Below are 17,598 nucleotides of genomic sequence, written 5' to 3' on the forward strand. Positions count from 1 at the left end.
ATCCCCGCACACATCCCCGAAGAGTGTCGGAGTTGGCCAGGGTGAACTGGCGCAGCGGCCCGAAGTGGGCCTCGATCGGGTTGGCCCAGGAGGCGTAGGTCGGCGTGAACAGCAGCCTGACCTTGTGTTTCTTGGCCCAGGTGCGGTTGCGTCAGTTCTTGTGCGCCGACAGGTTGTCCAGGATCACGTAGATCGGTGCGCCATCGGGACGGACGGCCCGGATCGATTTCAGGGCGACCCAGGTGTGGTCGGTGCCCTTGCGCATCCGGTTAACTCCCCATGGCAGGTCATCGCCGACGGAGTAGCAGCCGTGGAAATACCGCACGCCCTGGGTACGGCGGTAGGTGGCCGGCAACCGGTCCGGCTCACCGGCGGGTGCCCAGCCCGTCCCGGCGGTGGGACGGATGCCGAGCGGGCCGAACTCGTCGAAGGCGAAGGTGCGCTCGGGGCGGTGGGTGAGGGCATGCTCGATCTCCTCCAGCTTCGCGTCGAAGTCCGGGTCGGGCGAGTCCTTCCAAATCTTGGTGCGTTGAAAGGTGATCCCGTGCCGGTGTAGGAGGGTGCGTAACGCCTCCCGGCCGAGGGTGATGGCCCGGCCGGGCAGGCGGCGCAGATAGTGCAGGAGCTTGCGGATGGACCAGCGGGTGAACGGCTGGCTGAGCTTGGTCGGGCGGGTGGTGGCCGTCGCCGTGATGAAGTCTTCGTCGTCAGGACTCATCAGGCGGGGACGGCCTCCCGCCCACTGAGGGTCCAGGCAGGCCAGCCCGATCTCGTTGGACCGGTGGATGACGTCCTGCACGGTGTCCTCATCGGCATGGACCAGGCGCGCGATGAGCGGGACGGTGTTGCCGCCGACCGAGGCCAGCAGGATCATCGCCCGCCGGTAAAGCACTGTGCTCATCGTGTCGCGCCGCACGATGTGCTGCAGCTTCTGCCCCTCTTGGTCCGAGAGCCTGCGGACCTTGACCGGTTGCGTCACCGGGCCTCCCGACTGCTGAACGAACGTGATCAGCTCATCCAACCGGCAGGACCGTCTCACACGCCAACCCGGTGATCATTTCCGGTCACAGCACTAGATACTTCTGCTTCTGTACGACATGCCGACCTGTTACCGACCGCCTCTGCCGAACCATCACCAGCTCAGCTAGTGTGGTGTAGCTATGCAGTCGTCAACAGGAGGGGCTGTGACGGTCGCCGGACAGACCACGCTTCCTTCCTTCACCGAGGAGGGGGTGCTCCCTCCCGGTCGATACCAGTGCTCGCCCGGAGGGGTGAAGCGCCGGTTTGTTGAGGCGTTCTCGCACACGAGCAACCGTTCGACGATCTATGACGAATGGCGGTCACACAGGGCAGCCATGAAGCAGCTTGCTCCTGTGCTCTATCAGTGGATAGATGGGAGTTTTGTTACCAACAAATTAAATCCCAGTGACATCGATGTCGTCACTTTTGTGGACGGTCCCGCGTATGACCGCCTTCCCAGATGGCGCCGTGATGTGATCACAGAGCTGTGTAACAGCCACGGTCAGCTCGCCTATTCACGCGTCGATAGTTATATAGTGTCCGTGTTCCCTGATGGGGACCATCGGAGTGCGCTATACCAAAGTGACCGGGACTACTGGAGTGGCGCCTGGTCCCGGTTTCGTCCGGGGATGGCCAAGGGCTATTTGGAGGTGCGGTGATGACTTGGATCGCCAACCTCGAAGAGGAGCGCCAAGAGCTCGAACAAATGATTGCCGAGCGTGCAAGCGATTCCTCTCCGAGTGTTCGCTTGGCCCTTTCTAGTCTGCGACGCAGGTTGGAACAAGTTGTCGCGCGCCTTGACGATTGCAGACGCCCGAAGGTGCGTATCGATCTTGCAGGGTCAGCCATCGTGGGCAATGAAATAAAGCTGGATGCGCTCGGGCCATTTCTAGATGAGTTGCAGGAAACTGTATCTTCGATCGGGCAGGCGCTCAAAGGGAGTGCGACTGCTTTCAGCTCCATCCCTTCAGAGATCCGAGAGCAAACTTCGCTCTCTCTTGAAGCCGCAGCGCCTGGTTCCGTAGTTCTCCAACTGCGTACTCCTGCCGATCCTCGTACGGAGGATGAACTCCCCTTCCCGGATGCTACAGATCAGCCTCCGCCACTGGCGGTCGCTGCAGTTGAGCGACTACTTTCTGTAGTCCGCGACGCACAACCCGAGGATCTCAACGAGGACACTCTAGTCGATGACGTGTACCCACTAGGTCCACGAACGCATAAGCACCTCAATAGCCTGCTGCGGATAATGGCGGACGCCGGAATCGATGCGGAACTTAGCCTGCTATCACCCATCGATGGTGAGCGCCGAGCGCACCTAAGAGCCACCCAGGCCCGTAGAATCCATGAAATTCTCAAGCGTGCCAGGGTTGGGGAGGAAATTCAGGAAAAAGTAGGGGTTGTCCGAGGAGTAAGTAGCCTTCGAAACGCGTTTGAGCTTGTTACGCCAGAAGGTGAAGTGTTGGTGGGAAAAGTGAGAGAGGATCTTGTTCCGCAACTTCGTAATTGGTATGAGCGTCAAGTCATAGCAACTCTCGAAGTAACTGTTTCTCAGTCATTTACAACTGGCATCACGCGGACTAAATACCTGCTTATCGGTATGGCTGAGACTCGCTGAGGCTGTAAGGATGCGCGTCTGTTGCTATACATAGAGGCTTTTCCAACCTGATCGCGCTGGTCAACAGGGATGGCGCCGGGACGGGTTGGCATGAGAAGAGGCTCCCGGTAAGACGGCAGTCGACCAAGATCCGATGCCTCTACCGGAGAGCCTCGTTGCTGTCATACCGTGCCGCGATTCCGCTGTCCAATCACATCCTGATCCGCCTGGCCGAACTGATCCGCGCGCAGCGGGCTGCGCGCCGCTGCCGATGGCGACGGCTGGACCCATCCCGGCAAGCCCCTGCTCGTACTCTGCGCCTGCCGACAATTCCATCCACGCAGGTCAAGCCGCTTGTGAGTACTCATGGAGGACGCCGCCGAGCCGGTCTCGTCGGCGGACCTTCAGGTCGAGGATTCGCTCTGGGCCGTGATCGGATCGGGGATGGTGCGCAGCGGGGCTGCTTGGTTCAGGGCTTGATGTGCTCGGTGCTGGTTGTAGAAGTGTTCATTTCGCGCAGGGCGTGCCGCAAGTGGTGTTCGTTCCAGATCAGACAGCGGTCGAGAAGCTCGTGACGGCACGATTGCACCCACCGCTCTATGATCGAGTCCATCCACGGCATCCGGATGCCGGTGAGCACCGTCTTGATGCCGGCCTCGGCGAGCACCTCGTCCATGAGGGCAGGGAACTTCCCATCCCGATCGCGGAGCAGAAAGTGCGCCCGGCAGCCCGCATCGTGCAGATCCATCCCGAGATTCCTGATCGTCTGGATGACCCAGCTGGCGCTCGGGTGTGCGGTGGTGCCGAGCACCCGGACACGCCTGGTGGCGTGCTCGATCACCGCCAGAATGTACTGGCGTTGCCCGTTGAGGGTGATGGTCTCGATGAAATCAGCGGCCAGCAGGGCGTCGGCTTGCGAGCGCAGGAAGTCGGCCCACGTGGTGGCCGGCCGCTCGGGCGCCGGATCGAGACCTTCCTGCTTGAGGATTTCCCATACCGTGGACGGCGCGACCTTGATGCCGAGCGTGGTGAGTTCACCATGCACCCGCCGATAGCCCCAGCTCGGGTTCTCCCGAACCAGACGGAGGATTAGAACGCGGATGGGGCGGACCGTGGACGGGCGCCCACGTCGCTTCGGCCGGCAGGTACGGGCATGGCGACGTCGCATCAGATCGCGGTGCCAGCGGAGAACCGTGTCCGGACGGATGAGGAGCCGCAGTTGGCGCAGGACCTCGCGCGGTAGCGACGTCAGGAGCGCGGCAAGTAAGGCTCGATCCTCGGGCGCGAATCTCACTCTGGTGTCGGCGCCGAGCTGGCGTTCAAGGACGGTGATCTGGTGACGCAGAGCAAGTATCTCCACGTCCTTGTCCCGATCGCCCATGGGCAGCAACCGCAGCGCGGCGAACGTGTTCGTGTCGGTCAGGTAGGCCAGGCGAAGCAGCACAGCCGATCATCCTGCCGTACGCGCTTCCGTCTCTCGGGTGACCAGAGCTCGCGAAGCCCTCGCAGGGCCACGACCTGGGTGGACGTAATTATCGGCAGGCGCAATCCTGGCCAAGGCCCGCGTCCGGCTCATCGCAAGCGACACACCGGCCCAGAACCCACTCCCGCAGACACTTACCGCTTAACCTGCAGAAATAGGATCACGCGAAGATCGACTCATACACCACGTCCGTGGACGTGACCCAGGCGCAAGATTGATCACCCAATGGTGCACAGCCCGTGACGCCAGGCGCTCGACTCTGTCACGCTCAAGCTCGCCGGGCGTCTGGGCTCCCTTGGAACTGCAGCGCGAGCGCGGCCTTGATCTCGAGGTGGCGCAGCAGGAAGGGACGTCCGTCCAGATGCTTGCGTCGCAGCCACGCGGTGACTTCGGCGTTGCACCTACTGACGTTGCGTGAGCGGCAGACGGCGTACCGCTTCAAATCATCGCATGGGGCTTGAGCCTGGGAGTCCTCCGGAGTGGCTACGCTGCTCGATGGTACTCGTTGATCAGCCGGTCGAGTATCTTGCGGCGTTCGATCCGGTCTTCCAGTGGCACACTGGTTTGCTCATCGTGATCGGGTGGTCGCTGCGAGCGGGACTGGTGTGGGCGATGACCGTTGCAGTGGTCGACATACTCGGTTTGAGGAGGGTTGCATGACAGGCAACCTTCTCATGGCCCACCTGCGAGCACGGGGCGTTTGTCGGAGCTGATCGATAGTCTGACCGCCGTGACCACCTTGAGCTTCGCGGATGACGACGGTGTTGCCAGGCAGCTGTCTCCTGCCGCCCAGAGACTGCTGGCTTCCATTGGCGAATCGATACGTAGGGCGATTTTGCCGCAGGTAGAGCAGCTTGCAAAGGCAGTAGGCCCGGCACTTGCGGTACCGTTCGCTCCCGCGGTACAGCAAATGCGCGAGATTCAGGAGTCCCTTTCTCCTGTCTTCGCCCGTATCGCCCGCGACAACGCCGAACTCTTTGAGGAACTTCACAGAGGTATCCTTGCTAGTGCAGCACTTCGGCAAGCGGCAGAGGCGCGGCGCAGCGAGATCGTCAGGGCTGTAGCCGCACGTCGTTCTGAACAGCGCGAACGAGCGCAGGCCAATCTGGAGGACTACAGGCAGTCGCTCAAAAGCCGGCCTGACGTTCTGCGTGCGGTGTCGATCGCACTGGACGAAGCGGTACTTCCACCAAACGCTTCCGACGATGAGATTCAGTTGGTCAGCCTGGCGCGTGAGAACTCCGAGGCCATCGAAGTCCTCACAAGTGACATCTTGGCCAGCAGTGAACTTCGTGAACCCATCGAGGCGCTGGTGGAGGACCTGCCTACTTGTGACCCGAAGCGGGCAGCGCAGCACATGTGGTACATGATCCTCGGCGGTTCGTTTGGGGCCGCTTTGAGCGCCCCCATTGCCGTAGCCCTTGATGACAAGATCCATGCGCCCCTCGACATGGCGTTCACCGCTCTAAGCTTCTGCGTGGCGGTCCTCGCCTTCATGATGAGCAGCCAATCCAAGAAGTAGGCCGGGACTGTCAGTCAGGAGGTGCGGGTCAGGCTCACAGATGGCCATGAGCACCTGGCGTTCGTCGATGTTCAGGGTGCCCAAAGCCCGATGATCGGCAAGCCTGCGGGACCCGAGTACCAGTCCATGTCGCCGCCGTCGTGGCGGGGGATCTTGAGGGCTGCCTTTGCCCTTGGCCTTCGTGTCACCTACCTGTGGGGCAGGCGATCAGCTTTGGTGGGTGATCCACCAGATGACGGCACCGACAAGGGCGGAGCCCGAGGCTGCGGCCGCGCCGCGGGCGGCGGCGAAGACGACGGCATGACCGAGACGGCGAAGCGTGGAGCGGGAGACCTGCATCAGCAGATATTCCTTTCTCGCGGTGGCAGAGACAAAGGCTGCCGGGGCTATCGGGGCGGCCTGATGCCAATTAAGGAGGGCAGGCCGACCGGATACGACCGATTCCGGATCCGGCTGGGCCACGCTTGGTTATGCTCCTGCTTCAGGCGGGGATCCGGTCATGTCCCAGCCGGATCCGAGCCGCTAGTGCCGGGAGGGGTGCGTGCCGGGATCGCCGTTTCGTCCCGAGACCGGCCCCCATGCGTCCTCGCGGGTGCTGGCCGAACTGGCTCGGCTGTGGGACCAGGCCGCCCATCACGAGGGGCGCCGGCCGACGCAAAAACGGCTGTCCAAGGAGTCTGGTGTACCGCCGCAGACAGTGAACTCCTGGTCGACCGGAGCGTTCCTGCCCCGTGAGGTGGATCAGCTGGCGCAGGTTGGCGCTGTGCTGGCCAGATGGGCCCAAGAGGAGCCCCCGTCGGTGCGGGCCTGGGCCGAACGGCTGGAGGCCGACCGGAAAACGTCCCTGCCCTGGCCTGCGGCAGAGGCGCGTGCTGGGGCAGGGTGGCCGCTGCAGCAGGTGAGCGACCCCTTCGCCCTGGAGGTCCACCACGCCATCGACTATCCTCCCGCCGTGCTGCCGCGCCTTCCGGCCTACGTTCCGCGTGCGCACGACCGGGCGCTGCGGACGGTGGCGGAGCAGGCCATCGCTGGGACCAGCCAGATCGCGGTGCTGGTCGGGGGGTCCTCCACTGGCAAGACCCGTGCCTGCTGGGAGGTGCTGCACCTGCTGCGCGGGCGGGACCAGCCGTGGCGGCTGTGGCATCCCATCGCCCCTGCCCGCCCCGAGGCCATCCTTGCCGGGCTTCACAACATCGCGCCCTACACCGTGGTGTGGCTGAACGAGGCCCAGTACTATCTGGCTGACCGGGAACGAGGCGAGCGGGTCGCGGCTGAGCTGCGGGAGCTGTTACGTAATCCGGGGCGGGCGCCGGTGCTGGTGCTGGCCACGCTATGGCCCAGGTACTGGGACACCCTGACGAGTCCGGCAGAGCCGGACCGGCACGCCCACGCCCGGCAGCTTCTCACCGGAAGCGAGATCCCGGTTCCGGCCGCGTTCACCGGCGCCGACCGCGATGCGCTTGCAAGCCAGGCGGACAAGGATCCTCGACTTCAGGAGGCGGCCACACGCGCCCGGGATGGCCAGATCACGCAGTACCTGGCTGGGGTACCCGTCTTGATGAGCCGCTACCACAACGCGCCGCCGGAGGCCGCAGCGATGATTGCTGCTGCGCTGGAGGCCCGTCGGCTCGGCTGCGGGCCAGGCCTGCCGCTGGCGTTCCTGATCGAGGCGGCTCCCGCTTACCTCACCGAGACCGCTTGGGAACAACTTGACGGCACGCGCTGGCCGACCGAGGCGCTGGAATACCTGACTCGCCCTTGCCGAGGCATCCCCGGAATCCTCGTCCCGGTCCTGGCCAGACCGCATGGGCGCCGGACCGGGCGGCCCGGCCGCGCGGCCGCTGCCCCATCTGCCGGTACGGAGTTTGGGCCGCTGTATCGGCTGGCCGATTACCTCCAGCAGCACGGCGCCCGCCACCGCGCCGCCGACACATGGCCGCGCGAGGACGTGTGGATCGCGGCCGCTCGGCATGCCCTTCCTGGCGATCTCGGCGCTCTGGGCCGGGCGGCACAGGCTCGCGGCCTATATCGTCACGCGGCTCAGCTGTGGAAGAACGCCACCCGCCACGGTGACGCCCGCGCCGCCGACGACCTCGTCCGACACGTACGCGCCCTGCCAGACACCGGTCTTCACGCCGCCAGTTGGGCAGCCACCTATGCGGCACTCGAGGACCCCGATGCCGTGCTCGATCTGCTGGAGAGTCTGCGAACGGCAGGGGCGTGGGGGGCGATCGCCACGCTACTGGCGCGCGACCCTGCCGGACAGGCCGTCCTGGATCACGCCGCCCACGTAGCTGGCCTGCTGATCACGCTGGACCACGTCGGGGCGCGCGATCAGGTCACCAAGCTGGCTGGCCGCGCCGCGGCGAAGGTCGCCCTCGACCACCTGTACGCGACGGCGGGCTTGCTGAGCACGCTGCAGGAGGTGGGGGCCGACCCACACTTCACGGCACTGGCCGACCGGGCCGCCGCGCACTCCCCACTCGATGACGAGCACGCCCTGACCGACTTGCTGCTGGAACTTCGGGAGCTCGGGGCTGATGCGCCGTTGAAGGTGTTGGCAGGCCGGGCCGCCGCACACGTACCGCTGGATGAGCCCTCCCGCGTGGCCGTCCTGCTGAGAGGGCTGCGTGAGGCCGGCGCTGAGGCGCAGCTCGCCGCGCTGCTCAGGCGCGATCCTGCCGCGCACGCCGCCCTCGACGACCCGCGCGCCGTGGAGGATCTGCTGTACGCCCTGCGGAACCTGCAATTCGACGACCACGTCGCCCTGCTGGCCCGCCCGCGAGACCTCGGGCCGATCGATCGGCACACCGCCGTACTAGCCGCCCGCGCCGCCGCCCACGTTCCCCTCGACCGGGCAGGCAGCGTCGCTGAGCTGCTGAGCAGGCTGTACTACTTCGGGGCGGATGAACAGATCAAGATACTGCTGGCCCGTGACCCGGCAGCACACGCCTGTCTCGACGACCCCAGCAGCGTGGCCGACCTTTTGGGCACGCTGGCCAGCATCGGCGAGCACGAGCACGCCCGCGCGCTGGCGGCCCGCGCCACCAGCCGCATCACCGTCCACAATCCGTCCGCCACAGCCAGGCTTTTGACACACCTGCACCACATGGGCGCCCACGAGCACGGCATCACGCTGGCGGACCTCGCCGCCGCACAAAGCCCCGTCGACGATCCGGAGGCCGTGACAAGGCTCCTGGAGAGCCTGCTCGAGCTCGGGGTGGACGAGTCGATCAAGGTGCTGCTGGCTCGCGACCCGGCAGCGCGGGTACGCCTCGACGAGATGAGCGCCGTGTTTAGGCTGTTGGAAACGCTGCAGAGCATGGGGGAGCAGGAGCAAGCCACCCGATTGGCCGCCCGCGCCGCCGTGCGCCTGGACGAGTGGCAGGCTGCGACGACACCGCTGAGCGGCGACCCTGGCGCGCCCGCCGCGCTTGCCCTCCCGGACATCGGGGCTGATCTGCTGCAGAGCCTGGAGGACATCGAAGACGTCGAAGACGCCGAGGCCAACGCGCAGGCCTGCATGCTAGCCGACCGCGCCGCCCAAGCCGCGGTCGAGGACCCGGAGACCGCGCTCGACCTGATGATCAGACTGCATCACCTCGGCGCCCGCGAACATCTCCACTCCCTGGCGGAGCGTGCCGCGAAGCAGGCCGCTGTCGACGACCCGGACGCCGCGGCCCGGCTGTTAAGAGCCCTTCGGGAGCTCAAGGAATACGGGCTGGTGGCCACCTTGGTTGATCGGCTCTGCGCCGCAGGGCACTTCCGGCACGCCCTCCGCGGTGACCAGGAGGACGCGTTCATGTTCGGACGCGAACCGGGCGGAAGCCCCGCCGCCTCATGGAGGTGGCAGGACCTGGAGTGAACCCCTGCCGAGGTACAAGCCTCCCACTGATCATGGCGGCTTCACCCGATAGAGCACGTGCCGAGCACAGTGACCGTCATCTATACGTGGTGCTGGCGTGCTCTGGGTACAGGATTCATATGTGGCGCCACCTGCAATGATCTAATTAGCGGTGTCAGCCGTGCTCGGTGCGTGCTCGTACGCCCCGTCACACGCCGTCAGGACCTGACACCGCCTGACACACAAAATGCGCTGAGGTGGCACGAACCATCACACCACGGCACAGCCTTCTAATCCGACGGTCATTAGGTTCGAATCCTGCAGGGCGCGCTTTTCACCAGCGGAAACCGCAGCCGTGTTTGCGCGCCGGCGCGGCATGGGGCGATGTGAGGCAATCCTGAGTCAGCCGCCGAGCGGCTGCCCCAGCGCGGACGCGGCTTTCAGCACCAGCTGGGCCGTTTCCTGGGCCGCCTGGTGGGCCACCTCCGGCAGCACCGAGACGTAGGTGTCGGCGGTGAGCACGATGCTGGCGTGCCCCAGCATGGCCTGCACCACCTTGAGGTCAGTGTGCGCGGCCAGCGCCAGCGTGGCGGCGCCATGGCGTAGGTCGTGCAGCCGGATCGGTGGCAGCCCGGAGGCGGCCATCAGATGGCGGAACCGGCCAGTGAGGTAGTCCGGCCGCAGCGGCGCACCTGTAGCGGTGGTGAACACGTACCCCGAATCCTGCCAGCCTGCACCCGCCGCCGCGCTCAGCTCCTCCTGCCGCTCGCGATGCCGCATCAGCACCCGCACGGTCTCCCATCCAGGGCCACTACCCGGCAGATGGGGGCGCTCTTCGGCGGGCCGACCATGACCTGGCCGTAGGCGTGCACTCGCTGCTGCGCCACCGTCAGCTCCGCACCTTGCAGGTCGACGTCCGTCCGGTGGAGCCCGGCCATCTCGCCCCGCCGCAGGCCGCGCAGCGCGGCCAGCCACCAGGCGGCGTACAGGCCGTCCTGTGTCAGGTCGGCCAGGAACGCCGCGAGCTGCTGTTCGGTCCACACCGCGGTCGCCGGACGTTCTCCTGACTGTTGCCAGCGGGCTGCCCGTCGGGCTGTCCAGATCCCCGGATGGGGTCGACGGCGATGAGGCAGTTCGGCTCCGGTGGTGGCCTTGAATGCCAGCCCCACGCCTACACGAAGGCATACGCTAACTTCCCGTCAGGTACTGCGACATGAGATCGACTGAGGGCAGATTGATGCTGACGTGGATCGAAGCTGTGGCATCCGGGGCGGCCGGTGGGCTGATCGCCGAAGCAGTCGTCACCTACGGACGTTTACGAAACTGGCAAGACGCGCGACATGCGGCGCTGGCTGCAGAGATACCGCTCCCCCCGCTCGGCAGGTTCATTGATCCACTTGCGGACTCACTCGCCGCACTCATGCGCGTGGCGATGGGAGGCGCGGCGGGGTGGCTGCTCCACACCGAGGTCACCGGTATCTACGCAGCGGTGACCGTGGGAGCCGCCGCCCCGGCACTACTGGCCCAGATCGGCCGTGCGGCCACATCAGCCGAGGCTCTCCGCGCACCCGGCGCAGCACCGCTGGAGACACTTCCGACCTCAGCGGACCACGAGGGAACGCCTCCCGTGTCCAGAGAGGCGTCGTCATGAGCATAGGCTCGGTCGTCCGGCGCTCCTGGCGCTCGTTCACTGGTGGCACGGTCGCCCACCGCCCCCTGACGGGGGCTCGCGCCCGCGGGGGGTACACACTGCGGCAGCGGCTATGGGCCTCGTTCATCGGCGCTGACCTACCCTCCGCCCCGCCCGCCACCGAGCCTGCCCTCCCGGAGGAGCCAGACGGGAACCCGCATCCGGCTTCCAAATCTGCGCGTGATCGGTCACGTCCTCAGCCGCTTGGTCCTGGTTGGTTTCATCTCCCACAGTTCCCGCGGGCCGGCGGCTTGGCCGCCGCGGGAGACGACAATGGCCTGCTGGAGGCATCGTCCCCGGACGGCACCGCCCGGTTCCTCGTGCGCAGGCACAGGGACTCCGTCCCTGGGTACAGCCTGGAACTTGTCGTGCACGGCATCGAGGGCACCGCGCCACTGATGACAGCGGTCAGGTACGCGGACGGGGCCGGTTCGGAGCGAGTGCTGCTCGTGCCTGTGGTGCGGAGGCGTTTTGGCCCAGCTGCCTCGTACGTCCGGCTCCCGGGTTACGTCGGCGAGGAGTGGACGGCCTCGATGGCACCGGTGGGGCCGGACAGTACGTGGGACGTCGCGACGGTCACGCTGTCGATCGGCGCCTCGCTTAATGACGCGACCCGTGATGCCTGGCGCGAGGTGCGGGAGCTGATCTCGGACGTCGGTCTTCATCGCGCCATCGACCAGGAGCTGCGATGACCGGGCCAACGGGACCTGGGCATTCAGCGAGTACTCGAGATGCAGCCCGCTCAAAGGCTGGGGCGACGCGCCGGACGGGCTGGCGCCGGCACACGATCCGCGGCGGCCCTGCGGCTCGGGCAACGGTCGAGAACGTCCTGGCGCGGGCATCCGGCTCGCAGGCTGCCGTTCGGGAGATGCTGGGCGAGTCGGCGCTGTGGTGGAGCTGCTGCAGCGAGGCGGTTCGTGACGATCCGGCCTGGCTCGCCGGTCGCGACTGCGAGGAACTGCACGCCTGGCTCGGGGCAACCGCGCCGGACCAGGAGCGCGCGGCTGTGGTGCGAGCCGACCACGCCCTCCTCCTGGCCAGAGCGCTCGTCGCGCCGAAGGACGGTGCCGAGGAGCGCGACGGCGCACTCGTACGACTGCTGGAAGCGTGGGAGGACAGCGGACTGCTGTGCTCCGAAGCCGCTCCTGGGCCGGCGGAGCCCTCCGGCAAGAGACTCGCTGAGCTCTCGCCCCGTCTCGCCGGCGGGATCGACACGCTCCTCCAACGAAGCCGGCAACTGCGCCGTGCCGCGGCCCTAGGCGGGCCGTCGCCGGCCGCTGAGAGACTGCTGGTGATCGCTGCGCTCATGATGGCGGGCGTCACGCCGCGCGGGCGCCCTGTCGTGCGGGTCCCGGTGGTCTTCGGCCGTTCACGCGGGCGGAACGGGGAGATCCCGGCCGTGGAGGGCGTAACTGGCATTCTGGAACTGCGCGAGTTCACGCCGGGACCGGCAGGGCTGTATCCCGACCCGCGAACAATGGACGGAGTGCGCAGCCCGAACGCCCAGTTCGCCTCCGCGCTGGCCACTGCTTGGCACCTGGCCGGTAGGCAGGCCGAAGGCCGCTGCGTGGTGTGGCGGATCATCCTGTCCGACGAGCCCGCGGCCCCGGAACGGATCGAGGGGCCCTCCCTCGGCGTTGCCTTCGTGCTCGGGCTTCGCGCCCTGCTGCGAAGCAGGCCCGGTGCGGGCCGGCTCCGCGACGTTTTCTTCGGGCCGCGTCCGCGCACCGTGGTGACGGGCGCTCTCGACACGGATGGTCGCCTGCTCAGGGTCGCGGACTTGGACGCGAAGCTGCTTGCCGCGCGCCGCAAGGGCTTCCGGCTGGTGGCGCCCGAGCCCAACCGGCTCGAAGTCTCGGCCACTGCTCCCCGTCCCGGTGACGTGAGGTTCGCCGCCTCCCTGCGCGAGGCCGACCGGTACGCTCGGCAGTTGCGCGCTGGTCGTATCGTCGTCACAGCGCTCGTCCTCGCCGCCGTGACGGCGGGGGCATTTGCCCTCCACCAGCGCGACCTCGCCCGAACCCAGCAACAGAACGCGCTGATCAGCCAGGTCACGGCACGAGCGGACCAGCTACGCGCCACCGATCCTTCACTCGCGGCCAGGGTCGACATCGAGGCATATCGACTGAACCCCACTGGAGACAGCTATACACGTCTGATCGAAGACGCGAACAAGCCGCTGTCCACCGTCCTGGGTGGTTTTTCCCTGAGCGTCCACAAGGTGGCCTTCAGTCCTGATGGCCATACGCTCGCCGCCGCCGGCCACGACGACGCCAAGGACACAGGCGTCGTGCGGTTCTGGGACATGACGAACCCGGCACGTCCCGTCCCGCTCGGCAAGCCCCTTAGGGTTCCTGGGGCTGCCTGGATGGTGTTCAGCCCTGCTGGAGACGTACTCGCCACATCCTCCGGCCCGGTCCCCGGCAATGCGGGAGTACGACTGTGGGACATCACGGACCCCACCCGTCCCCGCGCGCTCGGCACCACCCTCCCGGATACCGTCGGTGGCAGCCCGCTGGCGTTCAGCCCTGACGGGCACACGCTGGCCACCGGCACCCGCAGCTACACGGAGGAACAACTGTGGGACGTGCGGGACCCCGCCCGCCCGGTCCCGCTGGGCCGACCCCTCAAGCACGCGTCCGCAGTCAACGTCGTCACGTTCAGCCCTGACAGCCGGTCCCTCGTCACCTCCTCCGTGGAGGACGGGGCACGGATGTGGAACGTCACGGACCCCACGCACCCTGTCCTGCTGGGCAAGATCTGGGACGCTCTCGGCGTCGCGCTCTTCACACCGGACGGCCACACCCTCGCCGTCGGCGACGGCGGCACGGTCCAACTGCTGAACGTGACCGACCCTACGCATGTGGTCGCCTTGGGCGGTCCCGTGACGAGTTTCCTGGGCAATATCGGCGCGATTGCCTTGAGCGCGGACGGCCGCACACTCGCCACCCCCGGCGAAGAGCAGACGTTCCGGCTGTGGAACATCACCGACCCTGCTCATCCGTCGTCCATCGCTCCGCCCATGCCCAGCCGCGGCATGAGCAACATGTCGTTCGCACCCGATGGTCGCACAGTCGCCACCACCGGCGGTGACCAGCGCGTGGTGCATCTGTGGCACCTGCCCACCGCCCTGCTGACCGGCCACACGGAAGTCGTCACCTCGACCGTGCTCTCTCCGGACGCCCGCATCCTCGCCACTGCCTCCGCCGACAACACCGTGCGACTGTGGAACACCTCGGACCCGGCGCACCCCACCCCCCTCAGCATGATCAACGGCTTCAGCGAAGCCGTCATTTCCTTGGCGTTCAGCCGCGACAGCCGCATCCTCGCCACCCTCCCCAACGGCGAGAGACGCGTGATCCTCTGGAGCCTTGACGAATCGGCCAAGCCCGCTGTGCTCTCACAGATTTACTTCCCCCTGGGAGCTGGGACCGGCGTCTCGTGGGTGGAGTTCAGTCCCGACGGGCAGACCATGGCCACTGCCATCAGCACCTCCGTCGTCGGCGGCGAACACAGCGTGCGACTCTGGGACGTGTCGGACCCCGTCCACCCCCGGCAACGTGGAAAATCGATCAACACTGATGGTGACGGCGCCAACGGTCCGATGCAGACCCGCTTCAGCTCCGACGGGCGCACCCTGGTCATCGCCGGTCGCTACACGTCCAACACGGTGCAGTTGTGGGATGTGAGCGATCCGGACCACCCGATCCGGTCGGGGCCACCCATCGCCGGCGGCGCACGGTCGATGGCACTCAGCCCGGACGGGGGCACCCTGGCCACGGTCAGCTCAGCCCCGGTCAAGGACGGCCCGGGAGACGGCGACGTCAAGCTGTGGGACATCTCCGACCGCAACCACCCCACGCTCCTCGGGCCGCCGCTGAGCGGCTACACCAGCAATGTCACCGCCCTGGCCTTCAGCCCTGACGGGCACACTCTCGCCACCAGCGGAGACGGTGTGCGCCTGTGGAACGTCAGGGACCCGGCCCACCCTGCGGCGATCGGCCAACCCCTCGCCATCAGCACTGCCGAACTCACCTCACTGGCATACGTCCCCAACAGCCAGATTCTCGCCACCGGCGGACGGGACAACACGGTGCGATTGTGGCCGCTGGCAGTGGACGTGAGCGTCCGACAGATCTGCGCCAACACCGACACCCCGACCCGCCCGCAGTGGCAGCGCTACCTGCTCGCGCTCCCTTACCACTCCAACTGCGGCTGACAGTGAATCGCCGGATCACTCGCCGGACTCCGTGGCCCGCATCGCGACGGAACCACGGCGATGGCCTGCTGGTAATGGTGCCGTACAGACCAGGATGGCGTGCGGTCTGTCCAGCATGATCCCGGGCGAGACGTGCAGGCGTAGCCAGACCACCGGATGTGGTCGCCAGGCCGGGGCGGGGTCGCGGCCACCGATGCGGTCGACGCTGACATCGCGTCACCGGACGAGACCGGCTCAGCGGCTTCTTGCATGAGTACTCGCAGCTCACCTGAGGAGACACAATATTTTGGCGGGCACAAGCTGAGTTTGTCTGCCGGCTCGACCGTGATTCAGGGGCCTGCGCCTGCCGACAATTCCATCCATGCAGGTCAAGCCGCTTGTGAGTACTCGTGGAGGACGCCGCCGAGCCGGTCTCGTCGGCGGACATTCAGGTCGATGATTCGCTCTGGATCCGTGATCGGATCCGGGACGGTGCGCAGCGGGGCTGCTTGGTTCAGGGCTTGATGTGCTCGGTGCTGGTTGTAGAAGTGTTCGTATTCGCGCAGGGCGTGCCGCAGGTGGCGTTCGTTCCAGATCAGGCAGCGGTCGAGAAGCTCGTTACGGCATGATTGCACCCATCGCTCCATGATCGAGTTCATGCGCGGCATGCGGATGCCGGTGATCACGGTCTTGATGCTGGCCTCGGAGAGAATCTCGTCCATGAGGGCGGGATACTTCCCATCCCGATCGCGGAGCAGAAAGCGCGCCCGACAGCCCGCATCGTTCAGATCCATCACCAGATTCCTGATCGCTTGGATGACCCAGCTCGCGCTCGGGTGTGCGGTGGTGCCGAGCACACGGACACGCCTGGTGGTGTGCTCGATGACGGCCAGGATGTACTGGCGTTGCCCATTGAGGGTAATGGTCTCGACAAAGTCGCAGGCCAGCATGGCGTCGGCTTGCGAGCGCAGGAAGTCGGCCCAGGTGGTGGAGGCCCGCTCGGGCGCCGGACCAAGACCGGCCTGCTTGAGGATCTCCCACACGGTGGACGGCGCGACTTTGATGCCGACTGCGGCGAGTTCACCATGCACCCGCCGATAGCCCCAGCCGGGGTTCTCTCGAACCAGGCGCAGGATGAGGGCGCGGATGGAGCGGACGGTGGGTGGGCGGCCAGGCCGCTTCGGCCGACAGGTACGGGCATGACGCCGTCGCATCAGATCGCGGTGCCAGCGCAGAACCGTGTCCGGACGGATGAGGAGCCGCAGCCGGCGCAGGACCTTGCGCGGCAGCGACGTCAGGAGCGCGGCAAGGAAGGCTCGGTCCTCGGGCGCGAATCTCACTCGGGTGTCGGCGCCGAGATGGCGTTCAAGGACGGTGATCTGGTGACGCAGAGCAAGTATCTCCACGTCCTTGTCCCGATCGCCCATGGGTAGCAACCGCAGGGCGGCGAAGGCGTTCGTGACGGTCAGGTAGGCCAGGCGAAGCAGCACAGCGGATCATCCTGCCGTACGCGCTTCCGTCTCCCGGGTGACCGGAGCTCGCGTACGCCACGCGAAGCCCTCGCAGAGTCATGACCTCGGTGGATGCAATTATCGGCAGGCGCAAGGCCGCCAAGTCGTCGACGCCCCCACCGGAGCCGCTGCGGAGTCGCCGCCGCATGCGGCATACCGTGGCCGTGTCACGGGCATGGGGTTATCGAATTCGTCCTGTAGCCGCTGGTGTATCAACCCTGGAGCTTCTACTGGCGTCGGCTCCTTACCCATACGTATCCGCTCTGTGGCGGTAGCACGATCCGAGATCAGGGAGCGGGTGCTCGCGCACACATCTGCGTGCGCGAGCACCCGCCGAGATCGCTGCGGTGAAGAGACAGGTCGGCCAGCTACCCCGGCACCTCCCAAGCCGCCCGACCGCACGAAAAATCCCGGACGGCCTGTCGAAATCTGTACGGATTCGACAGTGCGACGTATGTCACGTAGCTACCATCGAACCGCGACTCTGGCCGCATTGTAGGGCCATTTTACGGCACTGACTGTGCCACTTCCTCTCGGCACGTTGTTACAGATCCACGACCTTGGCGGATCGACTGCCTTGTAGGTGGTGCGACAGATGATCCGGCCGCCGACAGCCACGATTATGTCTTGAGCTTTTGAGCTGGATCCGAGCTGTTCGACGTCGAAAGAAATGGTTCCACCAGGGAATCCAGAATAGTTGACCATACACAGGCCGGGACCGGTAACAGGGGACGCC

The 17,598-nt window shown here is 66.3% G+C and carries 11 protein-coding genes and 3 pseudogenes; 7 read left to right on the forward strand and 7 right to left on the reverse strand.

Going from position 1 to position 17,598, the window contains the following annotated elements; genetic code table 11:
- Positions 1-28 precede the first annotated feature (28 nt).
- Positions 29-979 (reverse strand): annotated as a pseudogene (locus SMD20_RS39810) (IS630 family transposase); the annotation flags it as partial.
- A 205-nt stretch (positions 980-1,184) separates the two neighbouring features.
- Here SMD20_RS39810 and SMD20_RS39815 point away from each other — a divergent pair.
- From SMD20_RS39815 to SMD20_RS39825, 3 genes and pseudogenes are all read left to right on the forward strand, one after another.
- The gene (locus SMD20_RS39815; protein WP_329591152.1) at positions 1,185-1,679 is read left to right on the forward strand and encodes a DUF6932 family protein; all 495 of its coding nucleotides are present in this window, start codon (positions 1,185-1,187) and stop codon (positions 1,677-1,679) included.
- Positions 1,679-2,635, forward strand: coding sequence for a hypothetical protein (locus SMD20_RS39820; RefSeq protein WP_329591154.1), 957 nt, complete (start codon positions 1,679-1,681; stop codon positions 2,633-2,635). The genes SMD20_RS39815 and SMD20_RS39820 overlap by 1 nt, the downstream gene beginning before the upstream one ends.
- A 155-nt stretch (positions 2,636-2,790) precedes the next feature.
- Positions 2,791-2,916, forward strand: a pseudogene (locus tag SMD20_RS39825) (IS5/IS1182 family transposase); the annotation flags it as partial.
- Positions 2,917-3,083: 167 nt separating this feature from the next.
- On the opposite strand, the gene SMD20_RS39830 reads toward SMD20_RS39825, so the two are convergent.
- On the reverse strand, positions 3,084-4,058 hold the full coding sequence (locus SMD20_RS39830) for a hypothetical protein (RefSeq protein ID WP_329591156.1): 975 nt from the start codon (positions 4,056-4,058) through the stop codon (positions 3,084-3,086).
- 769 nt (positions 4,059-4,827) lie between these two features.
- Here SMD20_RS39830 and SMD20_RS39835 point away from each other — a divergent pair.
- Positions 4,828-5,619, forward strand: a complete 792-nt coding sequence (locus tag SMD20_RS39835; protein WP_329591158.1) for a hypothetical protein — start codon at positions 4,828-4,830, stop codon at positions 5,617-5,619.
- Here SMD20_RS39835 and SMD20_RS48495 read toward each other — a convergent pair.
- Both SMD20_RS48495 and SMD20_RS39840 read right to left on the reverse strand, forming a co-directional pair.
- A pseudogene (locus tag SMD20_RS48495) lies at positions 5,611-5,729 on the reverse strand (IS982 family transposase); the annotation flags it as partial. The gene SMD20_RS39835 and the pseudogene SMD20_RS48495 overlap by 9 nt on opposite strands.
- 97 nt (positions 5,730-5,826) lie before the next feature.
- Entirely contained in the window at positions 5,827-6,081 is a 255-nt protein-coding gene (locus SMD20_RS39840; RefSeq protein WP_329591160.1) for a hypothetical protein, read from the reverse strand.
- Positions 6,082-6,160: 79 nt separating this feature from the next.
- Between SMD20_RS39840 and SMD20_RS39845 the strand changes: the two genes are divergently transcribed.
- Positions 6,161-9,484 carry a hypothetical protein gene (locus SMD20_RS39845; RefSeq protein ID WP_329591162.1) on the forward strand — a complete coding sequence of 1,108 codons (3,324 nt, stop codon included), beginning with the start codon at positions 6,161-6,163 and terminating at the stop codon, positions 9,482-9,484.
- Positions 9,485-9,865: 381 nt separating this feature from the next.
- Here SMD20_RS39845 and SMD20_RS39850 read toward each other — a convergent pair whose 3' ends face one another.
- Complete coding sequence (locus SMD20_RS39850) at positions 9,866-10,255, reverse strand: tyrosine-type recombinase/integrase (protein ID WP_329591164.1); 390 nt, start codon at positions 10,253-10,255, stop codon at positions 9,866-9,868.
- The gene (locus tag SMD20_RS39855) at positions 10,243-10,506 is read right to left on the reverse strand and encodes a hypothetical protein (protein ID WP_329591166.1); all 264 of its coding nucleotides are present in this window, start codon (positions 10,504-10,506) and stop codon (positions 10,243-10,245) included. Before SMD20_RS39855 ends, SMD20_RS39850 begins: the two co-directional genes overlap by 13 nt.
- 1,015 nt (positions 10,507-11,521) lie before the next feature.
- Here SMD20_RS39855 and SMD20_RS39860 point away from each other — a divergent pair.
- Together SMD20_RS39860 and SMD20_RS39865 are read left to right on the forward strand one after the other, a co-directional pair.
- Positions 11,522-11,845 carry a hypothetical protein gene (locus SMD20_RS39860; protein WP_329591167.1) on the forward strand — a complete coding sequence of 108 codons (324 nt, stop codon included), beginning with the start codon at positions 11,522-11,524 and terminating at the stop codon, positions 11,843-11,845.
- A 176-nt stretch (positions 11,846-12,021) separates the two neighbouring features.
- On the forward strand, positions 12,022-15,372 hold the full coding sequence (locus SMD20_RS39865) for a hypothetical protein (protein ID WP_329591169.1): 3,351 nt from the start codon (positions 12,022-12,024) through the stop codon (positions 15,370-15,372).
- Positions 15,373-15,740: 368 nt separating this feature from the next.
- Here the strand turns inward: SMD20_RS39865 and SMD20_RS39870 are convergent, their stop codons facing one another.
- Positions 15,741-16,841 (reverse strand): integrase core domain-containing protein, encoded by a 1,101-nt coding sequence (locus SMD20_RS39870; protein ID WP_329591171.1) that lies wholly within the window; start codon positions 16,839-16,841, stop codon positions 15,741-15,743.
- Positions 16,842-17,598 lie beyond the last annotated feature (757 nt).

Source organism: Nonomuraea sp. LP-02 (assembly GCF_036289125.1).
In the GTDB taxonomy this organism is placed as follows: domain Bacteria; phylum Actinomycetota; class Actinomycetes; order Streptosporangiales; family Streptosporangiaceae; genus Nonomuraea; species Nonomuraea bangladeshensis.

Coding starts and splice junctions, on each gene's coding strand:
- SMD20_RS39865 (WP_329591169.1), top strand. CDS start 12,022: ATGCTGGGCGAGTCGGCGCTGTGGTGGAGCTGCTGCAGCGAGGCGGTT.
- SMD20_RS39820 (WP_329591154.1), top strand. CDS start 1,679: ATGACTTGGATCGCCAACCTCGAAGAGGAGCGCCAAGAGCTCGAACAA.